This is a genomic window from Methylobacterium aquaticum, from assembly GCF_016804325.1.
Classification (GTDB): domain Bacteria; phylum Pseudomonadota; class Alphaproteobacteria; order Rhizobiales; family Beijerinckiaceae; genus Methylobacterium; species Methylobacterium aquaticum_C.
The window spans coordinates 5,131,705-5,154,080 of record NZ_CP043627.1 but is presented as its reverse complement, the minus strand read 5'-3'; the positions used below and the strand labels follow the sequence as shown (position 1 = coordinate 5,154,080).

The 22,376-nt window shown below is 70.3% G+C and carries 22 protein-coding genes and 2 tRNA genes; 11 read left to right on the top strand and 13 right to left on the bottom strand.

What is annotated here, in order from left to right; genetic code table 11:
• Window positions 1-91 precede the first annotated feature (91 nt).
• On the bottom strand, window positions 92-1,426 hold the full coding sequence (locus F1D61_RS23500) for an MFS transporter (protein WP_203154500.1): 1,335 nt from the start codon (window positions 1,424-1,426) through the stop codon (window positions 92-94).
• Between the two features lie 137 nt (window positions 1,427-1,563).
• Between F1D61_RS23500 and F1D61_RS23495 the strand changes: the two genes are divergently transcribed.
• The 5 genes from F1D61_RS23495 (at window position 1,564) to F1D61_RS23475 (ending at window position 5,331) form a co-directional block, all read left to right on the top strand.
• The gene (locus tag F1D61_RS23495; protein WP_203154499.1) at window positions 1,564-2,211 is read left to right on the top strand and encodes a GntR family transcriptional regulator; all 648 of its coding nucleotides are present in this window, start codon (window positions 1,564-1,566) and stop codon (window positions 2,209-2,211) included.
• A gap of 55 nt (window positions 2,212-2,266) precedes the next feature.
• Entirely contained in the window at window positions 2,267-3,142 is an 876-nt protein-coding gene (locus F1D61_RS23490) for an aldolase/citrate lyase family protein (RefSeq protein ID WP_203154498.1), read from the top strand.
• Window positions 3,139-3,618 (top strand): dUTP diphosphatase, encoded by a 480-nt coding sequence (dut, locus tag F1D61_RS23485; RefSeq protein ID WP_203154497.1) that lies wholly within the window; start codon window positions 3,139-3,141, stop codon window positions 3,616-3,618. Before F1D61_RS23490 ends, dut begins: the two co-directional genes overlap by 4 nt.
• Window positions 3,619-3,626: 8 nt before the next feature.
• Window positions 3,627-4,109: an RrF2 family transcriptional regulator gene (locus F1D61_RS23480; protein WP_432443171.1), complete on the top strand. Its 483-nt coding sequence runs from the start codon at window positions 3,627-3,629 to the stop codon at window positions 4,107-4,109.
• 172 nt (window positions 4,110-4,281) lie between these two features.
• The gene (locus F1D61_RS23475) at window positions 4,282-5,331 is read left to right on the top strand and encodes an HD-GYP domain-containing protein (protein ID WP_203154496.1); all 1,050 of its coding nucleotides are present in this window, start codon (window positions 4,282-4,284) and stop codon (window positions 5,329-5,331) included.
• Between the two features lie 253 nt (window positions 5,332-5,584).
• On the opposite strand, the gene F1D61_RS23470 is transcribed toward F1D61_RS23475, so the two are convergent.
• The 6 genes from F1D61_RS23470 to fabA all read right to left on the bottom strand — a co-directional run bounded on the left by F1D61_RS23470 (window position 5,585) and on the right by fabA (window position 10,673).
• Window positions 5,585-6,088 carry a DUF427 domain-containing protein gene (locus F1D61_RS23470; RefSeq protein WP_203154495.1) on the bottom strand — a complete coding sequence of 168 codons (504 nt, stop codon included), beginning with the start codon at window positions 6,086-6,088 and terminating at the stop codon, window positions 5,585-5,587.
• Window positions 6,089-6,137: 49 nt separating this feature from the next.
• A complete protein-coding gene (locus F1D61_RS23465) occupies window positions 6,138-6,488 on the bottom strand; it encodes a pYEATS domain-containing protein (RefSeq protein WP_203154494.1) in 351 nt (116 codons plus the stop codon).
• Window positions 6,485-7,180: an FRG domain-containing protein gene (locus F1D61_RS23460; protein ID WP_203154493.1), complete on the bottom strand. Its 696-nt coding sequence runs from the start codon at window positions 7,178-7,180 to the stop codon at window positions 6,485-6,487. Before F1D61_RS23460 ends, F1D61_RS23465 begins: the two co-directional genes overlap by 4 nt.
• Before the next feature lie 638 nt (window positions 7,181-7,818).
• Entirely contained in the window at window positions 7,819-8,646 is an 828-nt protein-coding gene (gene fabI / locus F1D61_RS23455) for an enoyl-ACP reductase FabI (RefSeq protein ID WP_281437019.1), read from the bottom strand.
• Between the two features lie 73 nt (window positions 8,647-8,719).
• Window positions 8,720-9,946: a beta-ketoacyl-ACP synthase I gene (gene fabB, locus F1D61_RS23450; protein ID WP_203154492.1), complete on the bottom strand. Its 1,227-nt coding sequence runs from the start codon at window positions 9,944-9,946 to the stop codon at window positions 8,720-8,722.
• A 169-nt stretch (window positions 9,947-10,115) separates the two neighbouring features.
• Window positions 10,116-10,673: a 3-hydroxyacyl-[acyl-carrier-protein] dehydratase FabA gene (fabA, locus tag F1D61_RS23445; protein ID WP_203154491.1), complete on the bottom strand. Its 558-nt coding sequence runs from the start codon at window positions 10,671-10,673 to the stop codon at window positions 10,116-10,118.
• Window positions 10,674-10,931: 258 nt separating this feature from the next.
• Between fabA and irrA the strand changes: the two genes are divergently transcribed.
• From irrA to F1D61_RS23415, 6 genes are all read left to right on the top strand, one after another.
• Window positions 10,932-11,432: an iron response transcriptional regulator IrrA gene (gene irrA, locus F1D61_RS23440; RefSeq protein ID WP_165086928.1), complete on the top strand. Its 501-nt coding sequence runs from the start codon at window positions 10,932-10,934 to the stop codon at window positions 11,430-11,432.
• Window positions 11,433-12,072: 640 nt separating this feature from the next.
• On the top strand, window positions 12,073-12,663 hold the full coding sequence (locus F1D61_RS23435) for a PilZ domain-containing protein (RefSeq protein WP_246775492.1): 591 nt from the start codon (window positions 12,073-12,075) through the stop codon (window positions 12,661-12,663).
• A gap of 124 nt (window positions 12,664-12,787) precedes the next feature.
• On the top strand, window positions 12,788-13,147 hold the full coding sequence (locus F1D61_RS23430) for a hypothetical protein (protein WP_203154490.1): 360 nt from the start codon (window positions 12,788-12,790) through the stop codon (window positions 13,145-13,147).
• 160 nt (window positions 13,148-13,307) lie between these two features.
• Window positions 13,308-14,741 (top strand): NAD-dependent succinate-semialdehyde dehydrogenase, encoded by a 1,434-nt coding sequence (locus F1D61_RS23425; RefSeq protein ID WP_203154489.1) that lies wholly within the window; start codon window positions 13,308-13,310, stop codon window positions 14,739-14,741.
• 143 nt (window positions 14,742-14,884) lie between these two features.
• A tRNA-Arg gene (locus tag F1D61_RS23420) sits at window positions 14,885-14,961 on the top strand.
• An 80-nt stretch (window positions 14,962-15,041) separates the two neighbouring features.
• A tRNA-Arg gene (locus F1D61_RS23415) sits at window positions 15,042-15,118 on the top strand.
• A 500-nt stretch (window positions 15,119-15,618) separates the two neighbouring features.
• Here F1D61_RS23415 and F1D61_RS23410 read toward each other — a convergent pair.
• The 6 genes from F1D61_RS23410 to F1D61_RS23385 all read right to left on the bottom strand — a co-directional run bounded on the left by F1D61_RS23410 (window position 15,619) and on the right by F1D61_RS23385 (window position 22,328).
• Complete coding sequence (locus F1D61_RS23410; protein ID WP_203154488.1) at window positions 15,619-16,407, bottom strand: crotonase/enoyl-CoA hydratase family protein; 789 nt, start codon at window positions 16,405-16,407, stop codon at window positions 15,619-15,621.
• A 13-nt stretch (window positions 16,408-16,420) separates the two neighbouring features.
• Window positions 16,421-17,572: an acyl-CoA dehydrogenase family protein gene (locus F1D61_RS23405; RefSeq protein WP_203154487.1), complete on the bottom strand. Its 1,152-nt coding sequence runs from the start codon at window positions 17,570-17,572 to the stop codon at window positions 16,421-16,423.
• Between the two features lie 11 nt (window positions 17,573-17,583).
• The gene (locus F1D61_RS23400) at window positions 17,584-18,651 is read right to left on the bottom strand and encodes an acyl-CoA dehydrogenase family protein (RefSeq protein WP_203154486.1); all 1,068 of its coding nucleotides are present in this window, start codon (window positions 18,649-18,651) and stop codon (window positions 17,584-17,586) included.
• 1 nt (window position 18,652) lies between these two features.
• Entirely contained in the window at window positions 18,653-19,438 is a 786-nt protein-coding gene (locus F1D61_RS23395) for an enoyl-CoA hydratase/isomerase family protein (RefSeq protein WP_203154485.1), read from the bottom strand.
• A 106-nt stretch (window positions 19,439-19,544) separates the two neighbouring features.
• Window positions 19,545-20,819 (bottom strand): CaiB/BaiF CoA transferase family protein, encoded by a 1,275-nt coding sequence (locus tag F1D61_RS23390; RefSeq protein ID WP_246775491.1) that lies wholly within the window; start codon window positions 20,817-20,819, stop codon window positions 19,545-19,547.
• A gap of 447 nt (window positions 20,820-21,266) precedes the next feature.
• Window positions 21,267-22,328, bottom strand: coding sequence for an alcohol dehydrogenase (locus F1D61_RS23385; RefSeq protein WP_203154483.1), 1,062 nt, complete (start codon window positions 22,326-22,328; stop codon window positions 21,267-21,269).
• Window positions 22,329-22,376 lie beyond the last annotated feature (48 nt).

Sequence of the window (22,376 nt, the reverse complement as noted above, 5' to 3'; positions counted from 1 at the left end):
CCTGAGTCGGCAAATCCTGCGATCCGCCATCCCGTAAGGGAGAAGGCGGAATCGTTTTACTTCCCTTCGACCGAATCGGGCGGAAACCGCTTCACTCCGCCGGCGCCAGATCGGCGGACGTGCCCTCGCGCCAGCGGGCGAAGCCCAGCACCAGGAGACCCGCCAGCAGCTCGAACCCGGCGACGACGTAGAGCCCGTTGCTCGACGTTCCGGTGAGCGTGTTCGACAGGCCGACCACGTAGGGGGCGACGAAGCCCGCGAGGTTGCCGATCGAGTTGATCGCCGCGATGCCGCCCGCCGCCGCGGTGCCGGCGAGGAAGGTCTGCGGCAGCGACCAGAAGACCGGGAAGGCGGCGAGGATGCCGATCGCCGCCACCGTCAGCGCCACGAAGGCGAGCACCGCGTGGCCGATGAGCGCGCCGGTGGCGGCAAGCCCCGCCGCGGCGATCAGGCTGGCGATCGCGCAGTGCAGCCGGCGCTCGCCGGTGCGGTCGGAATGCGCCCCGGTCCAGACCATCGCGATCGTGCCGGCGATGAACGGCACCGCCGCGAGGAAGCCGATGGCGATGGCGCCGGAGACGCCGATCTCCTTGATGATCGACGGGGTCCAGAACGCGATCGTGGCGTTGCCGCTGACGATGCAGAAATAGATCAGCGCGCAGAGCCAGACCCGGCCGTCGCGCAAGGCCACCTTGAAGCTCGCCTCCTTGCCGGCGGCGCGGCCCTCGTCCTCGACGATTGTCGTCATCGCGGCGGCGACCTTCGGGGACAGCCAGCGCGCGTCCTTCGGCCGGTCGGGCAGGAAGGCCAGCACCGCGGCACCCGCGATCAGCGACGGGATGCCCTCGAGGATGAACAGCCACTGCCAGTTGGCGAGCCCCGAGACCCCGCCCATCGTGCCCATGATCAGCCCGGCGAGCGGACCGCCGACCACGCCCGCGATGGCGAACGAGGTCATGAACAGGCCGTTGATGCGCGAGCGCTTCGCGCTCGGGAACCAATAGGTCAGGTAGAGCACCACGCCCGGGAAGAACCCGGCCTCGAACACCCCGAGCAGGAAGCGGATGGCGTAGAACGTCCATTCCGACTGCACGAAGGCGAGGCTCATCGAGGCGAGCCCCCACAGGATGGTGATCCGCGCCAGCGTCTTGCGGGCGCCGATGCGCTCCAGGAGCAGGTTGCTCGGCACCTCGAACAGGAAGTAGCCGATGAAGAAGATGCCGGCGCCGAAGCCGTAGACCGCCTCGCTGAACTTCAGGTCCGACAGCATCTGGAGCTTGGCGAACCCGACGTTCACCCGGTCGATCCAGGCCAGGATGAACAGGAAGACCAGGAACGGGATCAGCCGGAGCGTGGCCCGGCGATAGCCCTCCTCCAGTTCCCCCTTCTGCAATTCGTGCGCGCTCACCGCATCCACCCTCGACATCGCTCTTCTCCCGCGGTCCGCGAACCGGCCGCCCGGCGTGTGGTTCAGCAAGTACCATGCCTGTGATATTTCACAAGCAGGTCCAAGCGGACGATACCCCGTGGTAAGGGGCGGACGACTCGAGCGGAGCGGTGTCGGTGGCCAAAGCGCGTGCAGGTTCGTGCCCAACATTGTCGCAGAACGAGCGCGCCTACCGGCGGCTGAAGGACGACATCGTGTCCCTGCGGCTGAAGCCCGGCGATGCGCTGAACGAGGCGGGGCTCTGCGCCGAGCTGGGTCTCGGCCGCACGCCGGTGAACCAGGCCCTGCACCGGCTGATGCACGAGGGGCTGGTGCGGATCCTGCCCCGCAAGGGCGTGCTGGTGCAGCCGCTCTCGATGGACGAGTTCGCCCACCTGATCGAGGTGCGCCGCCTGACCGAGCCTCCTTGCGCGGCCTTGGCCGCCGGGCGGATCGGCGAGGCGGACTTGGCGCAGCTCGACGCCATCCTGGCGGCGCAACCCGACGACCTCGACGCGATCCTCGACTCGGACCGGCGCTTCCACGCCGTCATCGCCGAGGCCTCGGGCAACCGGGTGCTGGCCGAGGTGCTGGCCGGGCTGCACGGGCGCTCGGTCCGGTTCTGGGCCCTGTCGCTCGCCACCGGCCACCACCTCGTCGAGGTGGCGCAGGAGCACGCCGCGATCCTGGATGCCCTGCGCCGGCGCGACCCGGAGGACGCAGCGGCGGCGATGACCGCCCACATCGATTCCTTCGCCCGCACCCTGGCGTCGCGGCTGGGGTGACGGACGGGCCGCGGCGGGGCATAGATGCGCCGCCATCCGGGGAGTCACGCGACCGATGACCGACATCCGCCCCCGCCGCAGCGCCCTCCTGGTGCCGGCCACCGCGACCGCCCTGGCGGCGGCTCGGTCCGAGCCCGCCGACGCGCTGATCCTCGACCTCGCCGATTCCCTGCCCCCCGCCGACAAGGAGGCCGGGCGGCACCACCTCGCCGCGTCGTTGCGCGAGGGTGGCTTCGCCGCCGCCGAGCTGGTGGTGCGGGTCAACGGCCTCGACACGCCCTGGGGCGAGGCCGACCTCGCGGCGGTGGCGGTGGCGGGGGCCGGGCCCGACGCGGTGCTGGTGCCGCGGGTCGAGGAGCCGGAGGATCTGGCCGGGATCGGCAGCCGCCTGCGCCGGCTCCACGCCCCGGAGCGGGTGCGGCTCTGGGCCTGCCTCGACACGCCCCTCGGCATCCTGGCGGCGGAAGCGGTGGCGAGCGCGGTGCGCGACGTCGATGCGCGGCTCGCCTGCCTCGTCGTCGATGCCGGCGCGCTCGCCCGCGAGGGCCGGCTGCCGCCGGGCGCGCCGGAGGCCGGTCCGCTGCTCAACTGGCTCGCGACGGTGCTCGCCGCCGCCCGCGCCCACGACCTCGACGTGCTGCTCGACCCCGCCGACCGCCTCGATATCGGCCGCGCCCGCGGCCTCGGCTTCGACGGGGCGGTGGTGACGGCGCCCGCCGGCGCCCGCCGGGCCGAATCGGCCTTCGCCCCCGACCCGGAGGCGCTCGCCGCGGCAAGGGCGCTGGTCGCCGCCTTCGACGCGCCGGAGGCGCGGGGACAGGCGGGAATCGCCCATCTCGGCCGCACGGTGCTGCGGCGCGAGGCGGACGAGGCGCGCCGGCTCGTCGCCCTCGCCGAGGCGGTGGCGGCCCGCGGGACCGGCAAGGCATGAGCGGCCTCGACGTCGCGGTCCGGATCCTCGATCCGCGCCTGCCCGGCTGGGGGTTTCCGCGATGGGGCTCGGCGCTCGCCGCCGGGCTCGACCTCCATGCCTGCCTCGACGCCCCCGTCGCCCTGGAGCCGCAGGCGCCTCCCGCCCTGATCCCGGCCGGCTTCGCCCTGGCGATCCGCGATCCCGACTGGTGCGCGATGATCCATCCGCGCTCCGGCCTCGGCCATCGCGACGGGCTGGTCCTCGGCAACACCGTCGGGGTGATCGACGCCGATTACGAGGGCCCGCTGATGATCTCGGCCTGGAACCGCAACCCGCCGGGCGGCGCCCCCCTCACGGTGCAGCCGGGCGAGCGCATCGCGCAACTCGTCTTCACCCGGGTGGTGCGGCCCACCCTGACGGTGGTCGAGGTTTTTCCGGAGACCGAGGCCGGCGCCCGCGGCGCCGGGGGCTTCGGCTCCACCGGCCGCGGCTGAGGCCGTTCTTGGACGCGGTCGTCCCCTCGTCCCGGCCGGTCACGGGCGCGGCCCTGGCGCCGCCGCGCCTCGGCCTGGCGCTCGCCGCGATGGTCGACATCGCGCTCCATGCCCGGCCGCAGCCGGTGAGCGCCAAGGCGCTGGCGGCGCGCCACGCCCTGCCGCCCCGGCACCTGGAGGCGGTGCTGCAGGCCCTGGTGCATCATGGTCTGCTCAAGGGCCTGCGCGGGCCGCATGGCGGCTACGAGCTCGCCCGCGAACGCCGCCGCATCAGCGCCGGCGACATCGCCCGGGCGGTGCTCGGTCCGGAGGCCGCGGACCCGTCGCCGGGAGGCCGCGACGTGACCGGCCTCGTCGTCGCCCCCCTGGTGGCGGAGGCGGCCGGGGCGTACCTTGCGGTACTCGATTCGGTGACCGTGGAGGATCTCTGTGGCCGGGCCGAGGCCGCCAAGGTCGCCGGCCCGCGGGCGGGGGCGGATTTCACCATCTAAGCAGTTTTCGCCCCGCCCGAGATGACGACGGGGAAGCGATGCCGGATCAAGGTCTTGCGTCAGTTCGGCCCCGGCCTTCCTCATGCCGGCGGGATGCGGAAGCTTAAAGAACGCTTTATCAAGTCGTGCCAGTTTGAGCGCTCATCCGGTGCGGAAAGGATTCTCCGGGGCCATGACCAACGCAGCCGATCCCGCCGTCGTGATCGTCACGGCCCGGCCCGATCCCGGTGGGCTGACACGGCTGTTCGCGGCGGGCGTCCCGACCCTCGTGGTTCCCGAGCCCGGCGCGGCCCTCGCCGCGCTGGCGACCGGGACCGCCGACCTCGTGCTGGTCGAGGCCTCGCCCGCATTCGACGCCCTCGGCCTGATTCGCGGTCTGCGCCTGAAGCCGCATCTCGCCCATACCTCGATCCTGCTCATCGCCGAGGGGGACCCGGCCGAGACCCGCCGCCGCGGCCTGGAGGCCGGCGCCACCGACGTGGTGCTGCCGCCCCTCGACGCCTCGGACCTGGCGCTCCGCGGCCGCAACCTGATCGCGCTCGCCCGCGCGCAGGGCGCGGTCGAGAGCCAGGCCATCGCGCTCTCCCGCGAGGTCGAGCGGGCGGCGGCCGAGAGCCAGGAGCGCGAGCGCGAGATCATCCGCCGCCTGATGCTCGCCGCCGAGTTCCGCGACGACCAGGCCGGCGACCACCTGACCCGCGTCGCCGGCTGCGTGCTCGCCATCGCCGACGGGCTCGGCCTGTCGGAGGAGGAGGGCAACGACATCGCGCTGGCCTCCACCATGCACGACATCGGCAAGATCGGCGTCGCCGATTCGATCCTGCGCAAGCCTGGCCCGCTGACCGAGCCGGAGCGCTGCGAGATGATGCAGCATGCCCTGCGCGGCTACCGCATGCTGCACGACAGCCCGTCCCGCCTCCTGCGCCTCGCCGCCGAGATCGCGCTCACCCACCACGAGCGCTGGGACGGCGCCGGCTACCCGCAGGGCCTCAAGGGCACCGAGATCCCGCTGCCCGGCCGCATCACCGCGGTGGCCGACGTGTTCGACGCCCTGATCTCGGCCCGGGTCTACAAGCCCGGCTGGCCGCTGGAGCGGGCGCGGCGCTTCCTCGAGGAGCAGTCGGGCGCGCATTTCGATCCGGATTGCGTCGCGGCCTTCCTGTCGCGGTGGGAGGACGTGGTGGCGTTGGTCGAGGAGCGGCCGGCGGATCGGGCGGCGTGAGACCCGGTGTGAACCGTCAGGCCGAAGGTCTGATGCAGACGCTGCCGTCTCTCCCCGTCATCCTGGGGCTTGCCGCAGGCGAGAACCCGGGATCCATCACCGCCGACGATGCCGGACGAAGCGGGACGCCGGTCGCCCTATCCTGAAGCGCCGGCGGTTCTGGATCCCGGGTTCCGCTGCGCGGCCCCAGGATGACGAAGAGGGTTTCAGTTCGGTCAGCTCACGCAAACAGGCACTGAGGGGAGGGGGGCGCTCACCACCCCATCGTGCCGGGCTCGCCCTTGAACGGACCGACGATCTTCTGGGTGATCCACCCGCCGTAGAACCCGCCCGGTTGCGGCGTGACCCGCTCGTCGCCGACGAAGCACCCGTCCATCGGCCCGGCATAGAACGCGACGTGCCCGGCGAGCGCCGCGAAGGCCGCGGTCGGGTTCGGGTAGGCCCAGGCCACGCGCTCCGCCCGCCTGTGCGGGCCGACCACGTCGAAATACAGGGCTCGGCCCTTCCACTCGCAGACGGAGCCGCCCCCGGCCGGGACCAGTGCGCCTGGGCGGATGTCGTCGGGATGCAGGTAGTAGGTCGGCGGGTGGGAGGTCTCCAGCACCCGCCAGCCGCGCAGGGTGTCGGCGATGGTGGTGCCGTCGAAGATCACGCGCAGGCGCTCGGGCACGGGTTCCAGGCGGGGTGGGCGGGGGTAGTTCCAGACGCTTTCCTGGTCCGGGCCGAGTGGATCGGGATCGGGATGGCCGCGCCGCATTTGGATTTTCCTCGCGTGTTGTATCGATCGCCGCCGCGTGGCCGCGGCTTTACTGCTCCCGGAACCGCTTGGGCGCATCTTCGAGTTCGGCTAGATCGAGTTCCAGGGTCGTTCCATCTTGTTCGACTACCGCCCCTACGGTGAAAGCTCCGTATGACCAGGTTTTCAGTTCAGCTTTCCGATTTCTCGGCGATATTTTCCTAATAGGATTTTTGAAACTGTCATGAAGATAGAAGAGCACTTTGCCGCTCAGTTCTTTCTCCGGTTCCGATGTGAGCAGGAGATTGGTCTGGTACCAGTCTGATTCGATTTGTTTGACCTTCGCAGTTAGCCACCATCCGTTGCGGCGCGACAGCAGGCCCCATTGGCCCTTCTGGGGATCACGAGGGTTTATCTTCAACTTGGGCAGTTCTTGTACAGCCTGCGCACGCTGTCCCGAGGGAGGCGCCCCGCCCCCTCTAGCGGGGCCGAGATTTGCGGACGCGTCAACAGCCGAAAGCCCTGTACGGCAACGAGGCGACGGGACAAACCGTCAAGATCAGGAAAAATGGCAGCGTGGTGAAATCCCAAGGTGTCAAGCTTTTGACGAAAGTCGAATTTTATTTTTTTATCAATAATAATTTGCTTGATTCCGTCGGGGCGATAAATAGCTTCCGGATTGGGATGAATGGTGAAGAGTCCGCGTTGCGAAACGAGGCGGGGTGTCACATATCCCGGATAAAAGAACGCAACGTCAGTGACCGCAAATGGATCTGTGCCAAGGTCGTGAACCTCAAGCGGCCTCGGGGCGATATAGATTCCTGCATCTTCATCATCGTTGCCCCAAACGGCGAAAAATAATGAAACATAAGGAGACTCTGACCAGTCTAATAATCTTGTAGGTATCCCATAATGCTGCGCCAGAGCCAGCCATTCCCAAGTATCGACAGGCCTGCTCGACAGGAGTGGGATCGACTCTCGCCTGAACTGCGCGAAGATCTCTCGCTCCTGGGGCAAGAAGCTGGTACCGCTGCGGGTTCGGCCGATTGTCGGCACGAGCCCGTAGCGCGCCGAGGTTACGCCTCGAAACAACCAAGCGCCGTCAAGATGCATCTCTATTGCGTTCTGCAACTCAGACCACTTCTCGACCCGGACTCTAGGCCAAATAGGTATGTCTTCTTCGCCTTTGGTTAACATCTATTACTCCATATTGCCTTAAGTGGTGGAACGAAGATGCAGAAAGGCAAGGATGTGTGACGACAATTCTTCGGAGCGGAGCCATGACGGTATGGCCGGATCGACAGCGCTGCCGATGCCGACAGTTTGATCTGGGAGATCATCACTGATAGTAGCGCCGCTTTCCAGCGGCATAATGGCCGAATGCTCCACAACTCATCCGACGTTCGGTTTCAGCAGATCGCGTCGATCAGGTGCCGATTTAGCCTGACGGCCTCGTGTATAACGTCAAATAAAAATATGCATAGATCAACACTAAATATAGATCATTTCGTTTTTATATGAGTAAAATTTCATATGAGAATAATATCACAATAAATTAAAATACTAATTGTCGAAATATGAATTTAGTTTAATTTTACATTCCCGATTGCGACAGATGTTTTGCGACCGGCAGCCTGAGAGAGGCTGTCATTTGCTGGCCACCACATAGTCCGACGACCATTGGGCCATCACCCTTCCAAGGTCCGCAATCGTGAGGACCGGGGCGCTGGGGCCCCGGCCTGACGCAACTTTCATGCGTCCGTCACACCCGCCGCATCCTGCGCCTTCAGCACATCCGGCCGCGGCATCGAGATGATGTTGTAGCCCGAATCGACGTAGTGCACCTCACCGGTGACGCTGCCCGAGAGCGGCGACAGCAGGTACAGCCCTGACCCACCGATATCCTCCAACGTCGCGGTGCGCCGCAGGGGAGCATGCGCCGCCTGGTGGTTGAACATCAGGCGGGCATCGGCGATGCCGGCGCCGGCCAAGGTCCGCACCGGACCGGCCGAGAGGGCGTTGACCCGGATGCCTTGCGGCCCGAGATCGGCGGCCAGATAGCGTACCGACGCTTCCAGGGCCGCCTTGGCGACGCCCATCACGTTGTAGTTCGGCATCACCCGGGTCGAGCCGCCATAGGTGAGCGTGAGGAGCGAGCCGCCGGGGCGCATGCGCTTCGCCGCCCGCTGGGCCACTTCCGTGAAAGAGAAGCACGAGATCACCATCGTGCGGGAAAAGTTCTCCCGGGTGGTGACGTCGACGTAGCGGCCCTTGAGCTGCGCCTTGTCGGAGAAGCCGATGGCGTGGACGACGAAGTCGAAGCCCTCGGGCCAGGCCTCGTCGAGGGCGGCGAAGGTCGCATCGACGGTGCCCAGATCCTCGACGTCGCAGGGGAAGACCAGGGAGGAGCCGAGCGTCCCGGCCAGCGGGCCGACCCGGCGGCCCAGGGCCTCGCCCTGGTAGGTGAAGGCCAGTTCGGCGCCTTGGGCCCCGAGGGCCCGGGCGATGCCCCAGGCGATGGAGTGGTCGTTCGCGACGCCCATCACGAGCCCGCGCTTGCCTGCCATCAAACCCGTCACGCCCGATCCTCCGCTGTTGTAGATGGATCGGGCTTACGCGGCGGGCGGGCTCCTGTCCACGCCGTGCGGGAGATCAGGCGTCGACGTGCTTCAGGACCAGGGTGGCGTTGGTGCCGCCGAAGCCGAAGGAGTTGCTGATCACGTGGCCGAGCTGCGCGTCGTCCTTGCGGGCGCGCAGGATCGGCATGTCGGCGAAGGCCGGGTCGATCTCGTCGATATGGGCGCTCTCGCAGATGAAGCCGTTGTTCATCATCAGGAGCGAGTAGATCGCCTCCTGCACGCCGGTGGCGCCGAGCGAGTGGCCGGTCAGCGACTTCGTCGCGGAGATCGGCGGGCATTGGTCGCCGGTGCCGAACACCTCGCGGATCGCCTCGATCTCCTTGTCGTCGCCGACGGGGGTCGAGGTGGCGTGGGGGTTGATGTAGTCGATTCTGGCGCCCTTCAGGCCCTCGATCGCCTGGCGCATGCAGCGCACCGCGCCCTCGCCGGACGGGGCGACCATGTCGTGCCCGTCCGAGGTGGCGCCGTAGCCCGCAACCTCGCCGTAGATGCGCGCGCCGCGGGCGCGGGCATGCTCCAACTCCTCCAGCACCAGCACGCCGGCGCCGCCCGCGATGACGAAGCCGTCGCGGTTCCTGTCATAGGCGCGGGAGGCCCGGGACGGAGTGTCGTTGTACTTGGAGGACATCGCCCCCATGGCGTCGAACAGGACCGAGAGGGTCCAGTCCAGCTCCTCGCAGCCGCCGGCGAAGATGATGTCCTGGCGACCACCCTGGATGATCTCGGCGGCGTTGCCGATGCAGTGGTTCGAGGTCGCGCAGGCCGACGAGATCGAGTAGTTCACGCCCCGGATCTTGAACCAGGTCGCGAGGGTCGCCGACGCCGTCGAGGACATGGCTTTCGGCACCGCGAAGGGCCCGACGCGCTTCGGCCCCTTGGCGCGGGCGATGTCGGCGGCTTCCACCAGGGCGCGGGTCGAGGGACCGCCGGAGCCCATGATGATGCCGGTGCGCTCGTGCGAGACCTCGGCCTGCTCCAGGCCCGCGTCGCGGATCGCCTGCTCCATCGCGACGTGGTTCCAGGCGGTGCCGCCGCCGTGGAAACGCATCGCGCGGCGGTCGACCACCGCCTCGGCGTCGAGGGTCGGCGCGCCCTGGACCTGGCTGCGGAAGCCGTGGGCGGAGAAATCCTCGGCGCGGGAAATGCCCGAACGCGCCTCGCGGAGGGACGCCAGGACCTCCTGGGTGGAATTGCCGATGGACGAGACGATGCCCATCCCGGTGATTGCCACGCGCCTCATGATCGTCGGAACCCTCCGGAGCGGCGCTGGTCGCGCCCGCGGGCTGTCTTCGCCCCGCGGACGTCACCTAGGCGCCCGATGCCGTAATCTCAACCGCCCGTCGCGGGGAAAGGGTCCCGGCGGGCGCGATTGGGAGGCCCGCTTTTCGCGCGGGCCCTCGTGCGATGGCTCAGCCGCCGGCGGCCGGGGCGGCGGCCTGGAACAGGCCGACGCGCAGGTCCGTCGCCTCGTAGATGCGGCGGCCGTCGGCCTCGAGCCAGCCGTCGGCGATGCCGAGCACCAGGCGGCCCTGGCGGACCCGCTTCAGGTCGACGCCGTAGACCACCTTCTTGACGGTCGGCAGCACCTGGTCGCTGAACTTGACCTCGCCGACGCCGAGCGCCCGGCCGCGGCCCGGCGAGCCGAGCCAGCCGAGGTGGAAGCCCACCAGCTGCCACAGGGCGTCGAGGCCCAGGCAGCCCGGCATGACGGGGTCGCCCTGGAAGTGGCAGGGGAAGAACCAGAGGTCGGGCCGCACGTCGAGCTCGGCGAGCACGTGGCCCTTGCCGTGGGCGCCGCCGTCCCGGCCGATCGAGGTGATGCGGTCGAACATCAGCATCGGCGGCAGCGGCAGCTGGGCGTTGCCGACGCCGAACATCTCGCCGCGGCCGCAGGCCAGGAGGTCCTCGTAGGAGAAGTGCGAGGGCCGGCTCGGGGCGTCGGGAGCGGAGGTCTGGTCGGCGGACATGGGCGGGGCGAATTCCTCGTCAGGGGCCGCTGACGCTCCGGCAAGGCCGGGGCAAGGGTGCCGGGGCAAAGGCCGGAGGCGCGGCGGGTGGCGCCTCGTTAACACAGGGTCCGGGACTGTTCAAAGCCGGTCGAAGGCCCTAGTCTGTAACGCTTCTGATCTGCGCCGCCACGGCCGTGGTCGGGTTGCGGCGGGGGGTTGGGCGGCCTATAACGTTCGGTATCATTGTCGCCGCCCAACGAGTCGATAGTTCCGCTGATGAACGACCTGTCGCCCCTGCGCGCCGTCCTCGGCGCCCGCGTCCCGGCCCTCGAGACCGGCGCCGCCGGCCAGCGGCGCGGTTGCCCGCTTTCGGACCTTCGCGACCGCCTGCGCCGCGCCGGCCTGCGCCCGACCCGGCAGCGCCTCTCCCTCGGCTGGCTGCTGTTCGGCAAGGGCGACCGGCACCTCACCGCGGAAATGCTCTACGACGAGGCGATGCGGGCCAAGGTTCCGGTGTCGCTCGCGACCGTCTACAACACCCTGCACCAGTTCACCGAGGCCGGCCTGCTGCGCCAGCTCGCGCTGGACGGGTCCAAGGCCTATTTCGACACCAACCCGAGCGAGCATCACCACTTCTTCCTCGAGGAGGAGGGCCAGGTGCTCGACATGCCCGATTGCGGCATCACCGTCGATTCGCTGCCCCAGGCCCCCGAAGGCATGGAGATCGCCGGCGTCGAGGTGATCGTGCGCCTGCGGCGGCGGACCGGCCGGGCCTGAGCCCGCTCGCATCACCGGATTTTCGAGAAGGGCCGCGCTCCCGGGACGGAGCGCGGCCCTTTTCACGTCGAGCGGCAAGGTCGGTTTTTTCCCGGCCGGCGCCCTCATCCTGAAACGGCCGGCGACCGGCTCAGGGCGCCCCTGTTCCGACATGGCGAGGCGCCGACGCGGAGCTCCCGGAGGCGTTCGATCGTCGCCGGTTCGTTCCCCATCGGATCCAGGCTTTCGCAAAGGAAGGCAGGCCGGCCCGCATCGGCCCGCGCGACTTCGATGAACGACCAGATTCCGGAACGGAAATGGCCGGCGGAGCGCGGGTTCGGCGAGCCCTGGATCATCGACGGCGATCGATCTTCGGGGCGATCCGGAGGATCATCATCCGCCATCGGCCTTCACGTCTCGATCGATCGACGATCGAGCCGGTCCGCAACGGCCGCCGTGACTGCCGGCGGCCCGAACGGTGCTACGCCTCGACCTGTCGAGCACGGCCGCCGCCGACACCGGAACCATCGATCCCGTCCATCCCATGCACCGTGCATTAAGCCTTGTGAGGGATGGTGGCGAGGATGCGGCGGGCGGCCTTGCGGCGGGCCCGGCCTCGCACGAGACTGCCTTCGTGTGTGGACAGGACGTGGCGGGCACCTTGAAGTTGCATTCCCCATCCCAGCCGGAACCGGGCGCCCTGCCGATCCAGATCCGGGTCAACGGCCGCTACCTGCTGCCGGGTGGGACCGAGCATGTCTGCGAGACCCGCAGCCTCTCCCTCGCGGCGATCGAGGTGCTGGCGCCGCGCAGCGGCATGCTGGGCGATCCCGTCACGCTCTATCTCGACGATGTCGGCCCGGTGACGGGGGCGATCCAGACGATCGCGGCGGACGGGTTCACCCTCGCGGTGGAGGTCGGGCCCGAGCGTCGCGCCCGCTTCGCCGCCCGGCTCGAGTGGCTCGCCAGCCAGGCGAACGGGAAGACCGATCAGCGCAGCGACCCGCGCATCGTGCCGAACATCCGCAGCGTCGAGGTGCGTCACGCCGACGGCCGGGTCGTGCCGGGAACCATCATCGATCTGTCGATGTCGGGCGTCGCCGTCGCGGCGACCGACGTGCCGTCGGTGGGCGAACTGGTCACGGTCGGCAAGCGCCGCGCCACCGTGGTGCGCCACCTCCAGAACGGTTTCGCCGTGACCTTCCGGCTGCCGTTCCGCCCCGAGACCTTCGGCCGTCACGTCACGCTCTGACCGTTGGCGACGGCGGGGGCACTCCGGGCAAGCCGCGTCACGGCCTCCCTGCCGGCCGAACGGCCTGGATACTCGAAATCCTGCCGCGGCGGTCCCCGCACCGGCATTCGGCTGGGGGGATGAGATGCGGGACAAGCAGAGACGCAGCGGGATCGAACGGCTCGATGGCGGTGCGCGCCCGGGCGACGGACGAGGCGACATCCGCATCGTCATCTCGGGTCCGCCCGCCGCGCCCAAGCGGGAGCGGGTCGTCTCGTACCTGCCCTGGCCGGTCCGGATGTTCCTCAAGCTCGGGCTCCCGGTCCTCGGGTTCCTCGCCGTCTTCGTGCTGCCGAACTACCTCGATTGCCGCAACCAGCAGGCGTCCGGCCTGTATTTCCACGGCATGACGGTGGCGGCCTGCACCCGCCAGTCCCTCGACGGTCAGGTCAGGGCGACACAGAAACGGTTCGAGGACCTCGCCCGCGCCGTCGGGGCGCATTGAGGCGGCGGCCTACGGGCCTGAGAGGTCGGGAACTCTGTCAGGTCATGCCCTGACAGACAAGGCGCACCGGGCACGAGCCGGTTTGCGCGACGGAGCCTGTCTCGTCGGGCGGCAGTGCCTTAGGTATGGGGCCTGTCCCCCGGAACGAGGATGAGCCCCGATGTTTCCCGACGTGAAGCTTCACATCGCCGGCGAATGGCGCAACGGCGCCTCCGGCCAGACGATGCCGATCCTCAACCCGGCCACCGGCGAGACCCTGAGCCAGCTCGCGGTCGCGACCCGCCAGGATCTCGACCAGGCCCTCGAGGCGGCCGATCGCGGCTTCAAGGCCTGGCGCAAGGTCTCGGCCTTCGAGCGCAGCAAGGTCCTGCGCAAGGCCGCCAACCTGCTGCGCGAGCGCGCCGACGAGATCGCCCGGATCATGACCCTCGAGCAGGGCAAGCCGGTGGCGGAAGCCAAGATGGAGGTGCTCGGCGGCGCCGACACCATGGACTGGTTCGCGGAAGAAGGCCGGCGTGCCTACGGCCGGGTGATCCCGCCCCGCGCCGAGGGCGTGATGCAGCTCGTGATCCGCGAGCCGGTCGGGCCCGTCGCGGCCTTCACGCCCTGGAACTTCCCGATCAACCAGGCGGTGCGCAAGGTCTCGGCCGCGCTCTGCACCGGCTGCTCGGTGATCCTGAAGGGCCCCGAGGATACGCCTGCGAGCTGCACCGCCCTGATCCAGGCCCTGCTGGATGCCGGCGTGCCGGGCGACGTGCTCGGCCTCGTCTATGGCGACCCGGCGGAGATCTCCTCGTATCTCATCCCGCATCCGGTGATCCGCAAGATCACCTTCACGGGCTCGACCGCGATCGGCAAGGAGCTCGCCGCGCTCGCCGGCAAGCACATGAAGCGGGCCACGATGGAGCTCGGCGGCCACGCCCCGGCGATCGTCTTCCGCGATGCCGACGTGCAGAAGGCCGTGAAGGTGCTCGGCGCCAACAAGTTCCGCAATGCCGGCCAGGTCTGCGTCGCGCCGACCCGCTTCCTCATCCACGATTCGGTGTTCGACGCCTTCGTCGACGGCTTCGTCGGCTTCTCCCGCGACCTCAAGGTCGGCAACGGCCTGGAGCAGGGCGTGACCATGGGCCCGCTCGCCCATGGCCGCCGCATCGAGGCGATGGAGGGCTTCGTGGCCGATGCCGAGCAGAAGGGCGCGCAGCTGCGCACCGGCGGCAAGCGCATCGGCAACCAGGGCAACTTCTTCGAGCCGACGGTCTTCACCGACGTGCCGCTCAATGCCCGGATCATGAACGAGGAGCCCTTCGGGCCGATCGCGGCGATCCAGCGCTTCTCCGACGACGAGGAGGCCTTCGCGGAAGCCAACCGCCTGCCCTACGGGCTGGCCGCCTACGCCTATACCCGCTCGGCCGAGACCGCGACCCGGCTCGCCACGCAGGTCGAGAGCGGCATGATGTCGATCAACCACCACGGCATCGCCCTGCCGGAGACGCCCTTCGGCGGCGTGAAGGATTCGGGCTACGGCAGCGAGGGCGGCTCGGAGGCGATCGAGGCCTACCTCAACACCAAGTTCGTCACCCAGGCGGGCTTCTGACCGGGGAGGGGGCCGGCGCGCCGGCCCCCTCCTCGTGACGCCGTCGCGGCGCCTTTGTCCGCCGGCGAAATAGGGGTTGCCAAGCCAGGGCGGACCCCTTAGATCGCTCCTCACCGGCGGGGCGCACCGCTCCCCCCGGTCAGGCGCCCGTAGCTCAGCTGGATAGAGCACCAGACTACGAATCTGGGGGTCAGAGGTTCGAATCCTTTCGGGCGCGCCATTTTATTCTATCGATCACGATCGGTACCGATGCAGTTCGGTATGGATCGTTACATAGTCGAAGACACGATCTTCGATCGGGCGCCCGTAGCTCAGCTGGATAGAGCACCAGACTACGAATCTGGGGGTCAGAGGTTCGAATCCTTTCGGGCGCGCCACTTCTCTTTTTTTCCATCAATACCCGATCGTGGTGGCTTGCGCGGATGAGCCGCGCCTTTGCGCCCGACCGATGAGCTGCGATCCGTCGGGCCGTTCCCCTGGGGCATGATGGGGTCGTGAACGTCCGGCTTCCCTGTCCTCCCAGCCTCGACCATCGGGACGGGTGTGCAGACGGGAACCCGCGGCTGAACCGTGAACTGCCCCCTCGTCGCTCATCGCCTCCCTCGCCGGCAAACGGGACGAATCGTGGCCCTCCCGCGTTTGGGCCCGCGAGCCGATCACGTGCCACGGCGATACGCCGTCCGGGAGATCGCTGCCGGACGTCGTATCGCCAGCCCGCGCGGCGACGCCGCAGGCTTCACCCGCCTGAGCGAAGCCGAGTTGTCGCGTCGCGACGCGAACGATCGGGAATCCCGTCAGCCGCACGCTCCCTCGGATGACCGGAGCGATGCCGGATGAAGACTCGGGACCGGGAGCGAAGCGCGCGACCGACGACGCTCTATCCCTTCGCCGTCCGCGCGAGCGCCCGGGCGAGGGCCTCCCGGTGCTCCGCGGTGGTATGGGCGATCGCCTGGGCATGGGCCGAGAGCTGGAGGAGCGAGGGAAGGGTCGCGAACCGTCCCTCGCGCAGCAGGCGCTTCGTCGCCCGCACCGCCTGGGGCGGATTGACGGCGATGCGCTCGGCGAGCCGCCGGCTCGCCGCCATCAGCTCGGCTCCCGGCACCACCTGCGAGACGAGCCCGCAGGCGAGCGCCTCCTCGGCCGAGACGACGTCGCCGGTGAGCGCCATCTCGCAGGCCTTCGACCAGCCGACGACCCGCGGCAGCAGCCAGGCGCCGCCATCGCCCGGGATGATGCCGATCTTGACGAAGCTCTCGGCGAAGCGCGCCGTATCGGCGGCGATGCGCAGGTCGCACAGGCAGGCGAGGTCCGTGCCCGCGCCGATCGCCGGCCCGTTGACGGCGGCGATCACCGGCACGTCGAGGGCCTCGAAGGCGAGCGGGATGCGCTGGATGCCCTGGGTGTAGTAGGCCATGGTGGCGCCGGGGTCCCGGGCGCGCTCCTCCAGGGCGTCCTGCATCGCCCGCAGGTCGCCGCCCGACGAGAAGGCCGAGCCGGCCCCCGTCAGGATCGCCACCCGCACGGAGGGATCGGCGCCGAGCCGGCCGAGGGCCGCGACGAGGCCGTCGACCACGTCGCGCTCGGAGATCGGGTTGCGCTTCTCCGGCCGGTTGAGCGTCAGGGTGACGATCCCGCCATCCTGCTCGTAGAGCACTGCGTCGGTCATGATGGGTCTCCGTTCACCTGAGTCCGAGGCCGCGGGCGATGATGCCGCGCAGGATCTCGCGGGTGCCGCCGCGCAGCGAGAAGGACGGCGCGTGCAGCGCCGTGTAGGCCAGCACCTGCGCGAAGGCCCGGCTCTGCGGTGTGGGCGGACCGTCGCCCACGAGATCGCGGGCGATCTCGGGGATCTCCTGCTCGACCAGCGCACCGAGATCCTTGACCATCGCGGCCTCCAGTGCCGGATCGGCGCCGGCCTGGAGCAGGCCCGCGACCGAGCGCGACATCCGCCGCAGCGTGACGAGCTGTGCGCCCAGCCGGCCCAGCGCGATCTCGGCCCGCGCGTCGGCCGCCGGCTGCAGGGCCCGGACCAGCTCGACGAGGAGCCGGAACGAGGACAGGAAGCGCTCCGGCCCGCTGCGCTCGTAGGCGAGCTCGCCGGTGACCTGGGCCCAGCCCTCGCCCTCGCGCCCGAGGAGCGCGTCCCCGGGGAGCCGCACGTCCTCGAAGACCACCTCGTTGAAATGGTGCTCGCCGAGGAGGTTGCGGACCGGCCGGATGGTGATCCCGGGCAGGCTCAGGTCGACGATGAACTGGCTCGTGCCGGCATGCCGGTGCTCGCGGTCGAGCGGCCGGGTGCGGCAGAACAGGATCATGAAGTGGCAGTGGGTGGCGTTGGTGGTCCACAGCTTGGTGCCGTCGACCCGCCAGCCATCGCCGTCCCGCACCGCCTTGGTGCGGACCGAGGCGAGGTCGGAGCCGGAATCGGGCTCGCTCATGCCGATGCAGAAGAAGCACGCGCCGGCGGCGATCCGGGGCAGGATCGCGCTCTTTTGCGCCTCGGTGCCGTAACGGAGCAGGCTCGGGCCGCTCTGGCGCTCGGCGATCCAGTGCGCGCCCACCGGCGCGCCGGCGGCGAGCAGCTCCTCGAGCAGCACGTAGCGCTCGAGGCCCGAGCGCTCCTGCCCGCCATACGCCTTCGGCCAGGTGAGCCCGAGCCAGCCCCGCTGCCCGAGCTTGCGCGAGAAGGCGGGATCGAGCCCGTTCCAGCTCTGCGCCCGGTCGAGCGGCGCGCGATGCGCGAGCTCGCTCGCCAGGAAGGCCCGGATCTCGGCCCGGAGGAGGTCCGCCCCGGGTGAGGGCGGCGGCGACGGGAAGGCGAATGGCGACATGGCGAACATCCTCAGACGGCCGTGATCGCCGGCCACAGCCCCTCGGGGCCGGCGGCGATCAGATGGCGGCCGAGCACCTGCGCCCATTCGGCTTCGCGCCCGAACGCGTCGCGCCAGGCCCGCAGCCGGCCGGTATGGTGGTGCAGAGGGTGCTCCTGCGTGAAGCCGATCGCGCCGTGGATCTGATGGGCGATGGAAGCCGCCAGGCCCGCCGCCTCGCCGGTGCGCACCTTGGCGGCGGCGACCGCGGGCAGCAACCCCGGCCCCGGCGACGCCGCCCACGCCGCCACCGCTTCCGCCGCCAGATCGGCCGCGGCGGCCGCGGCGGCCGCCTGGCCGGCGAGCACGGCGAGATTCTGCTGCACCGCCTGGAACTGGCCGATGGCGCGCCCGAACTGCCGGCGCTCGCCGGCATACTCCACCGTCATGGCGCTGACGGCGCCGAGCGCGCCGGCGATCATCAGGGCGCGGGTGGCCGCGCCCGCCGCCCGCAATTCGGCCGCCCCGAAGGGAGCCGGGGCGGCTTGCGACGGCACGGCCTCGAACCGCACGGCATCGCTCGGATCACCCGCGATGTCGGCGCCGGGCTCGATCGTGAGGGCGGCCTGCGGCAGCGCGAGGAGGACCGGCCCGCCGGGGGCGTCCGCCAGGACCACGATGGACCGGGCGTGCCGGCCCCAGGGCACGCCCCAGGCGTGCCCGGTCGCGCGCCCGGCGTGATCGAGCCTGACCTCCGACCCTTGCGCCACGGCGAGCGGCCCGGCCGGAACCTCGATCCCGGCACGCGCCAGGACGAGGCCGGCCAGCATCGTGTCGGCCAGCGGCAGCGGCAGGGCGTGGCGTCCCGCCACCGTCAGGAGCGACAGGGCGTCGGCGACCGGCACCCCGAAGCCGCCGGCCGCCTCCGGCAGGATCGCGGCCGGCAGGCCGGCCTCGTCGAGGGCCGCCCACAGGTCGTCGGGCCACCCCCCCCCGGCCGCCCGGGCGCGGACCTGCGGGGTGAGGCGGGCGGCGAGCAGGCGGTCGGCGGTCTCGCGCAGCATCGCGCCGGCATCGTCCGCCTGGACAGGCTCCATCATGTCAGCGTCCGTTGAAGGTGGGCCGGCGCTTCTCCAGGAAGGCGGTCTTGCCCTCGTGGTGGTCGGCGGTCTGGAACAGGGCGGCCTGGGCGCTGCGCTCCCAGTCGAGCACCTCGTCGATCCCGCGGGCCAGCCATTCCTTGGTCATCGCGGTCGAGAGCGGCGCCAGCCCGTCATAGGCGCGGGCGAGCGCGACCGCCCGGTCGAGGGCGGTGCCGTCCGGCACGACCTCGTCGACGAGGCCGATCTCGAGGCCGGCCCGGGCCCCGACGGGCTCCGCCTGGAGCAGGATCCGGCGGGCGCGGCCCTGGCCGACCCGGGCCGGCAGGGTGTGGAGCAGGCCGGCATCGGCCACGAGCCCGACCTTCGGGAACGAGGCTACGAAGCGCGCGCCCTCGCCGGCCACGATCGTGTCGCACAGGAGCGCGAAGCTGAATCCGGCCCCGGCGGCCCAGCCCTCGACGGCGGCGATGTAGGGCTTGCCCGACTTCACGATCGCCCGGACGATGCCGTGGAGCAGCCGGAACCGGTCGCGGCCCCCGGCCAGCCCATCGGCCCGCATCGCCGTGAGGTCGCCGCCGGCGCTGAACACCTGCGTTCCGCCGGTGATCACGACCGCCCGGATGGCGGGATCGCCCTCGATCCGGTCGATCGCCGCGGCGAGTGCCACCCGGATCGCCGGCGTCAGCGCGTTGCGCTTCCCCGGCTCGTTGAGCGTCAGGATCGCGACCGCGCCGTCGCGGCGCTCCAGCAGCACGGCCTCGTCGGAAGGGGTCGTCTCGCTCACCATTGTTCTCCGTTCTCGAGCGCCGCGGACACGCCGCGCCTGGTGTCGATCGCCGTCACGCCGGGCTCCTGCAGCGAGCGGCACCGATCCGCCGCCGGGGAGGGGATCAGCGGCCGTCACGGATGATCCCCTTCTCCCGCAGCGTCGCACGCTCCGCCTCGTCGAGTCCGAGCAAGCCCAGCACGTCGGCCGTGGCCTCGCCGAGGGTCTGCGGGGCGATCCGGTAGGTGGCGGGGGTGCGCGACAGCCGGCTCGGATAGCCGATCACCGTGACGGGGGTGCCGTCCGAGCGCTCCATGCGCTTGAGCAGGCCGCGGGCCGCCACCTGCGGGTCGGCGAGGATCTGGTCGATGCGGTTGATCGGCCCGCCGGGCACCCCGCCCGCCTCCATGGCCGCGAAGATATCGGCGGAGGTCCACTGCCGGATCGCCGCGCCCAGGGTCGCCTCGAGTTCCCGGCGGTCGCGCAGGCGTCCGACATTGTCGCGAAAGCGCGGATCGGCGGCGAGTTCGGGAAGGTTCAGGAGCCCGCACAGGCTGCGGAACTGCCCGTCATTGCCGCAGGCGACGAGCACGTGGCCGTCCGCCGTCCGGAACTCGCGGTAGGGCACCACGTTCGGATGCGAGTTGCCGAGCCGGCCGGGCGTCAGCCCGCCGACGATGTGGTTCATGCCCTGGTTGACCAGGACCGCGACCTGGCTGTCGAGAAGCGCGCAATCGATGTGCTGGCCCTCGCCGGTCGCGGTGCGGTGGTGGAGCGCGGCGAGGATCGCGGTCGCCGCGTAGAGGCCGGTGAACAGGTCGCTCACCGGCAGCCCGACCTTGATCGGACCGGCGCCCGGCTCGTCGTCGGGGCGGCCGGTGACGCTCATCAGGCCGCTCATGCCCTGGATGAGGAAGTCGTATCCGCCCCGCGCGGCGTAGGGCCCGGTCTGGCCGAACCCGGTCACCGAGCAGTAGATCAGGCCGGGATTGACCGCCGACAGGGCGGCGTAGTCGAGGCCGTGGCGGGCGAGCGCCCCGGTCTTGAAGTTCTCGACCACGATGTCGGCCCGCTCGGCCAGCCGCCGCACCAGGGCGGCGCCCTCGGGGGTGCCGAAATCGATCGCGACGCTGCGCTTGTTGCGGTTGGCGCAGAGATAGTAGGCGGCGTCCGACGGCCCGTCCGGCCCCTGCACGAAGGGCGGGCCCCACGACCGCGTGTCGTCGCCCGTCTCCGGCCGCTCGATCTTCCAGACCTCGGCACCGAGATCGCCGAGGATCTGCGACGCCCAGGGGCCGGCGAGCACGCGGGAGAGGTCCAGGACCGTCAGCCCGTGCAGCGGCCCCGGCAGGGCGTCGGGAGGCTCCGCCTCCGCTCGTGTCCGTTCCGCATCCGCCACAGCCGCGCTCCTCCCGTTGATGGTCTTTCTGAGAGCCTGTTTGATGGTCTGCTTCAGTCGATCCGGCGCAGACATCGCCACCTCACCTCGTCATCCTGGGGCCGCGAAGCGGAACCCGGGATCCATGACCGCTGACGGTGCAGGATGAGGCGGATAACGATCAGCCTTTGTCTTCGGCGTCAGCGGTCATGGATCCCGGGTTCTCGCCTTCGGCGAGCCCCAGGATGACGAGGTGAGATGGCAGCCTGTGCGCAGATCGATGGGCACGACCGCACAAATCGCCTCAGGATGAGGTTGCAGATAGGAAAAGCCTGACGATCGCGGACTTTGTGCCAGTGTCGCGTACCATGATAGTGCAATCGCTGAGCGCTCCACATTATTGATTGTCTGGATAATGTCTCCGACGAACCGGTATCCGCTCCGTCGGAAAAATGCGCCGGTTGGGGCTCACGCCCGGTGCGACAGAACCAGACGGCCGGCGACCGCGCCGGCTTCGAGCCGCTGCATCGCCGCCTCCGCCTGGTCGAGGGGCACCGTCTCCGTCTCGACGAGGGTCAGGCCGTGCCGGCGCACGAGGTCGACGAGGTCGCGCAACTCGCCGAGATTGCCGACATACGAGCCCGAGAGCGTGAGGGCGCGCAGCGGCAGGAGCGGCAGCGAGAGGGTGACCTCGCCGCCGAACATGCCGACCACGACGAAGCGGCCGCCGCGCCGCAGGCCGTCGAGGGCGAAGCGCGCCGTCTCGGTGGTGCCGACGAAGTCGATCGCCGCCGCGAGCCCGCTCTCGAGGGCCAGGAGCTCCGCCCGGGCGCCCGGATCGGCCGGATCGAGCACGCGGTCGGCGCCGAGCGCCAGGGCCCGCTCGCGCTTGGCCGGCGCCGTGTCGGCGACCACGATGCGGGCGTGGCCGAGCGCCCGCGCGAGGCGCAGCGCGCTCTGCCCGAGGCCGCCCGCCCCGATCAGCAGGAGCCAGTCCCGGGCCGGGTCGCCGCCGATCTTCCTCAGGGCCGAGTAGGCGGTGAGCCCCGAGCAGGCGAGCGTCGCGGCGGCCGAGGGATCGAGGCCTTCCACGTCGATCAGGTAGCGGGGATGGGGCACGACCACCTTCTCGGCGTAGCCGCCGGGCCGATGCACGCCGAGGCAGCGCCCGGCCGCGCAGAGGTTCTCCTCGCCCGACAGGCAGCGATGGCAGGCGCCGCAGCCGATCCACGGATAGGCCAGCACGCTGCGGCCGATGGCGCCGGCCGCCTCGCCCGCCTCCGGCCCCACGGCCGCGATGCGCCCGAGGATCTCGTGGCCAAGGGTGACCGGCAGCCCGACCCCGCGCTCGGCGAGGCTCAGGCGCTTGCCGCCGCCGAGGTCGTAATGGCCCTCCCGCAGGTGGAGGTCGGTGTGGCAGACGCCGCAACGCTGCAGGTCGAGCACCACTTCGGTGCCGTGCGGGACGGGATCGTCCTCCACCAGCGTGCAGAGCGGGCGGCTGAACTCGGTGACGGCGTAGCGTCTCATGGGATGGGCTTTCGCGCAGGGGGACGATCGGGACCGGGCGATGGCAGG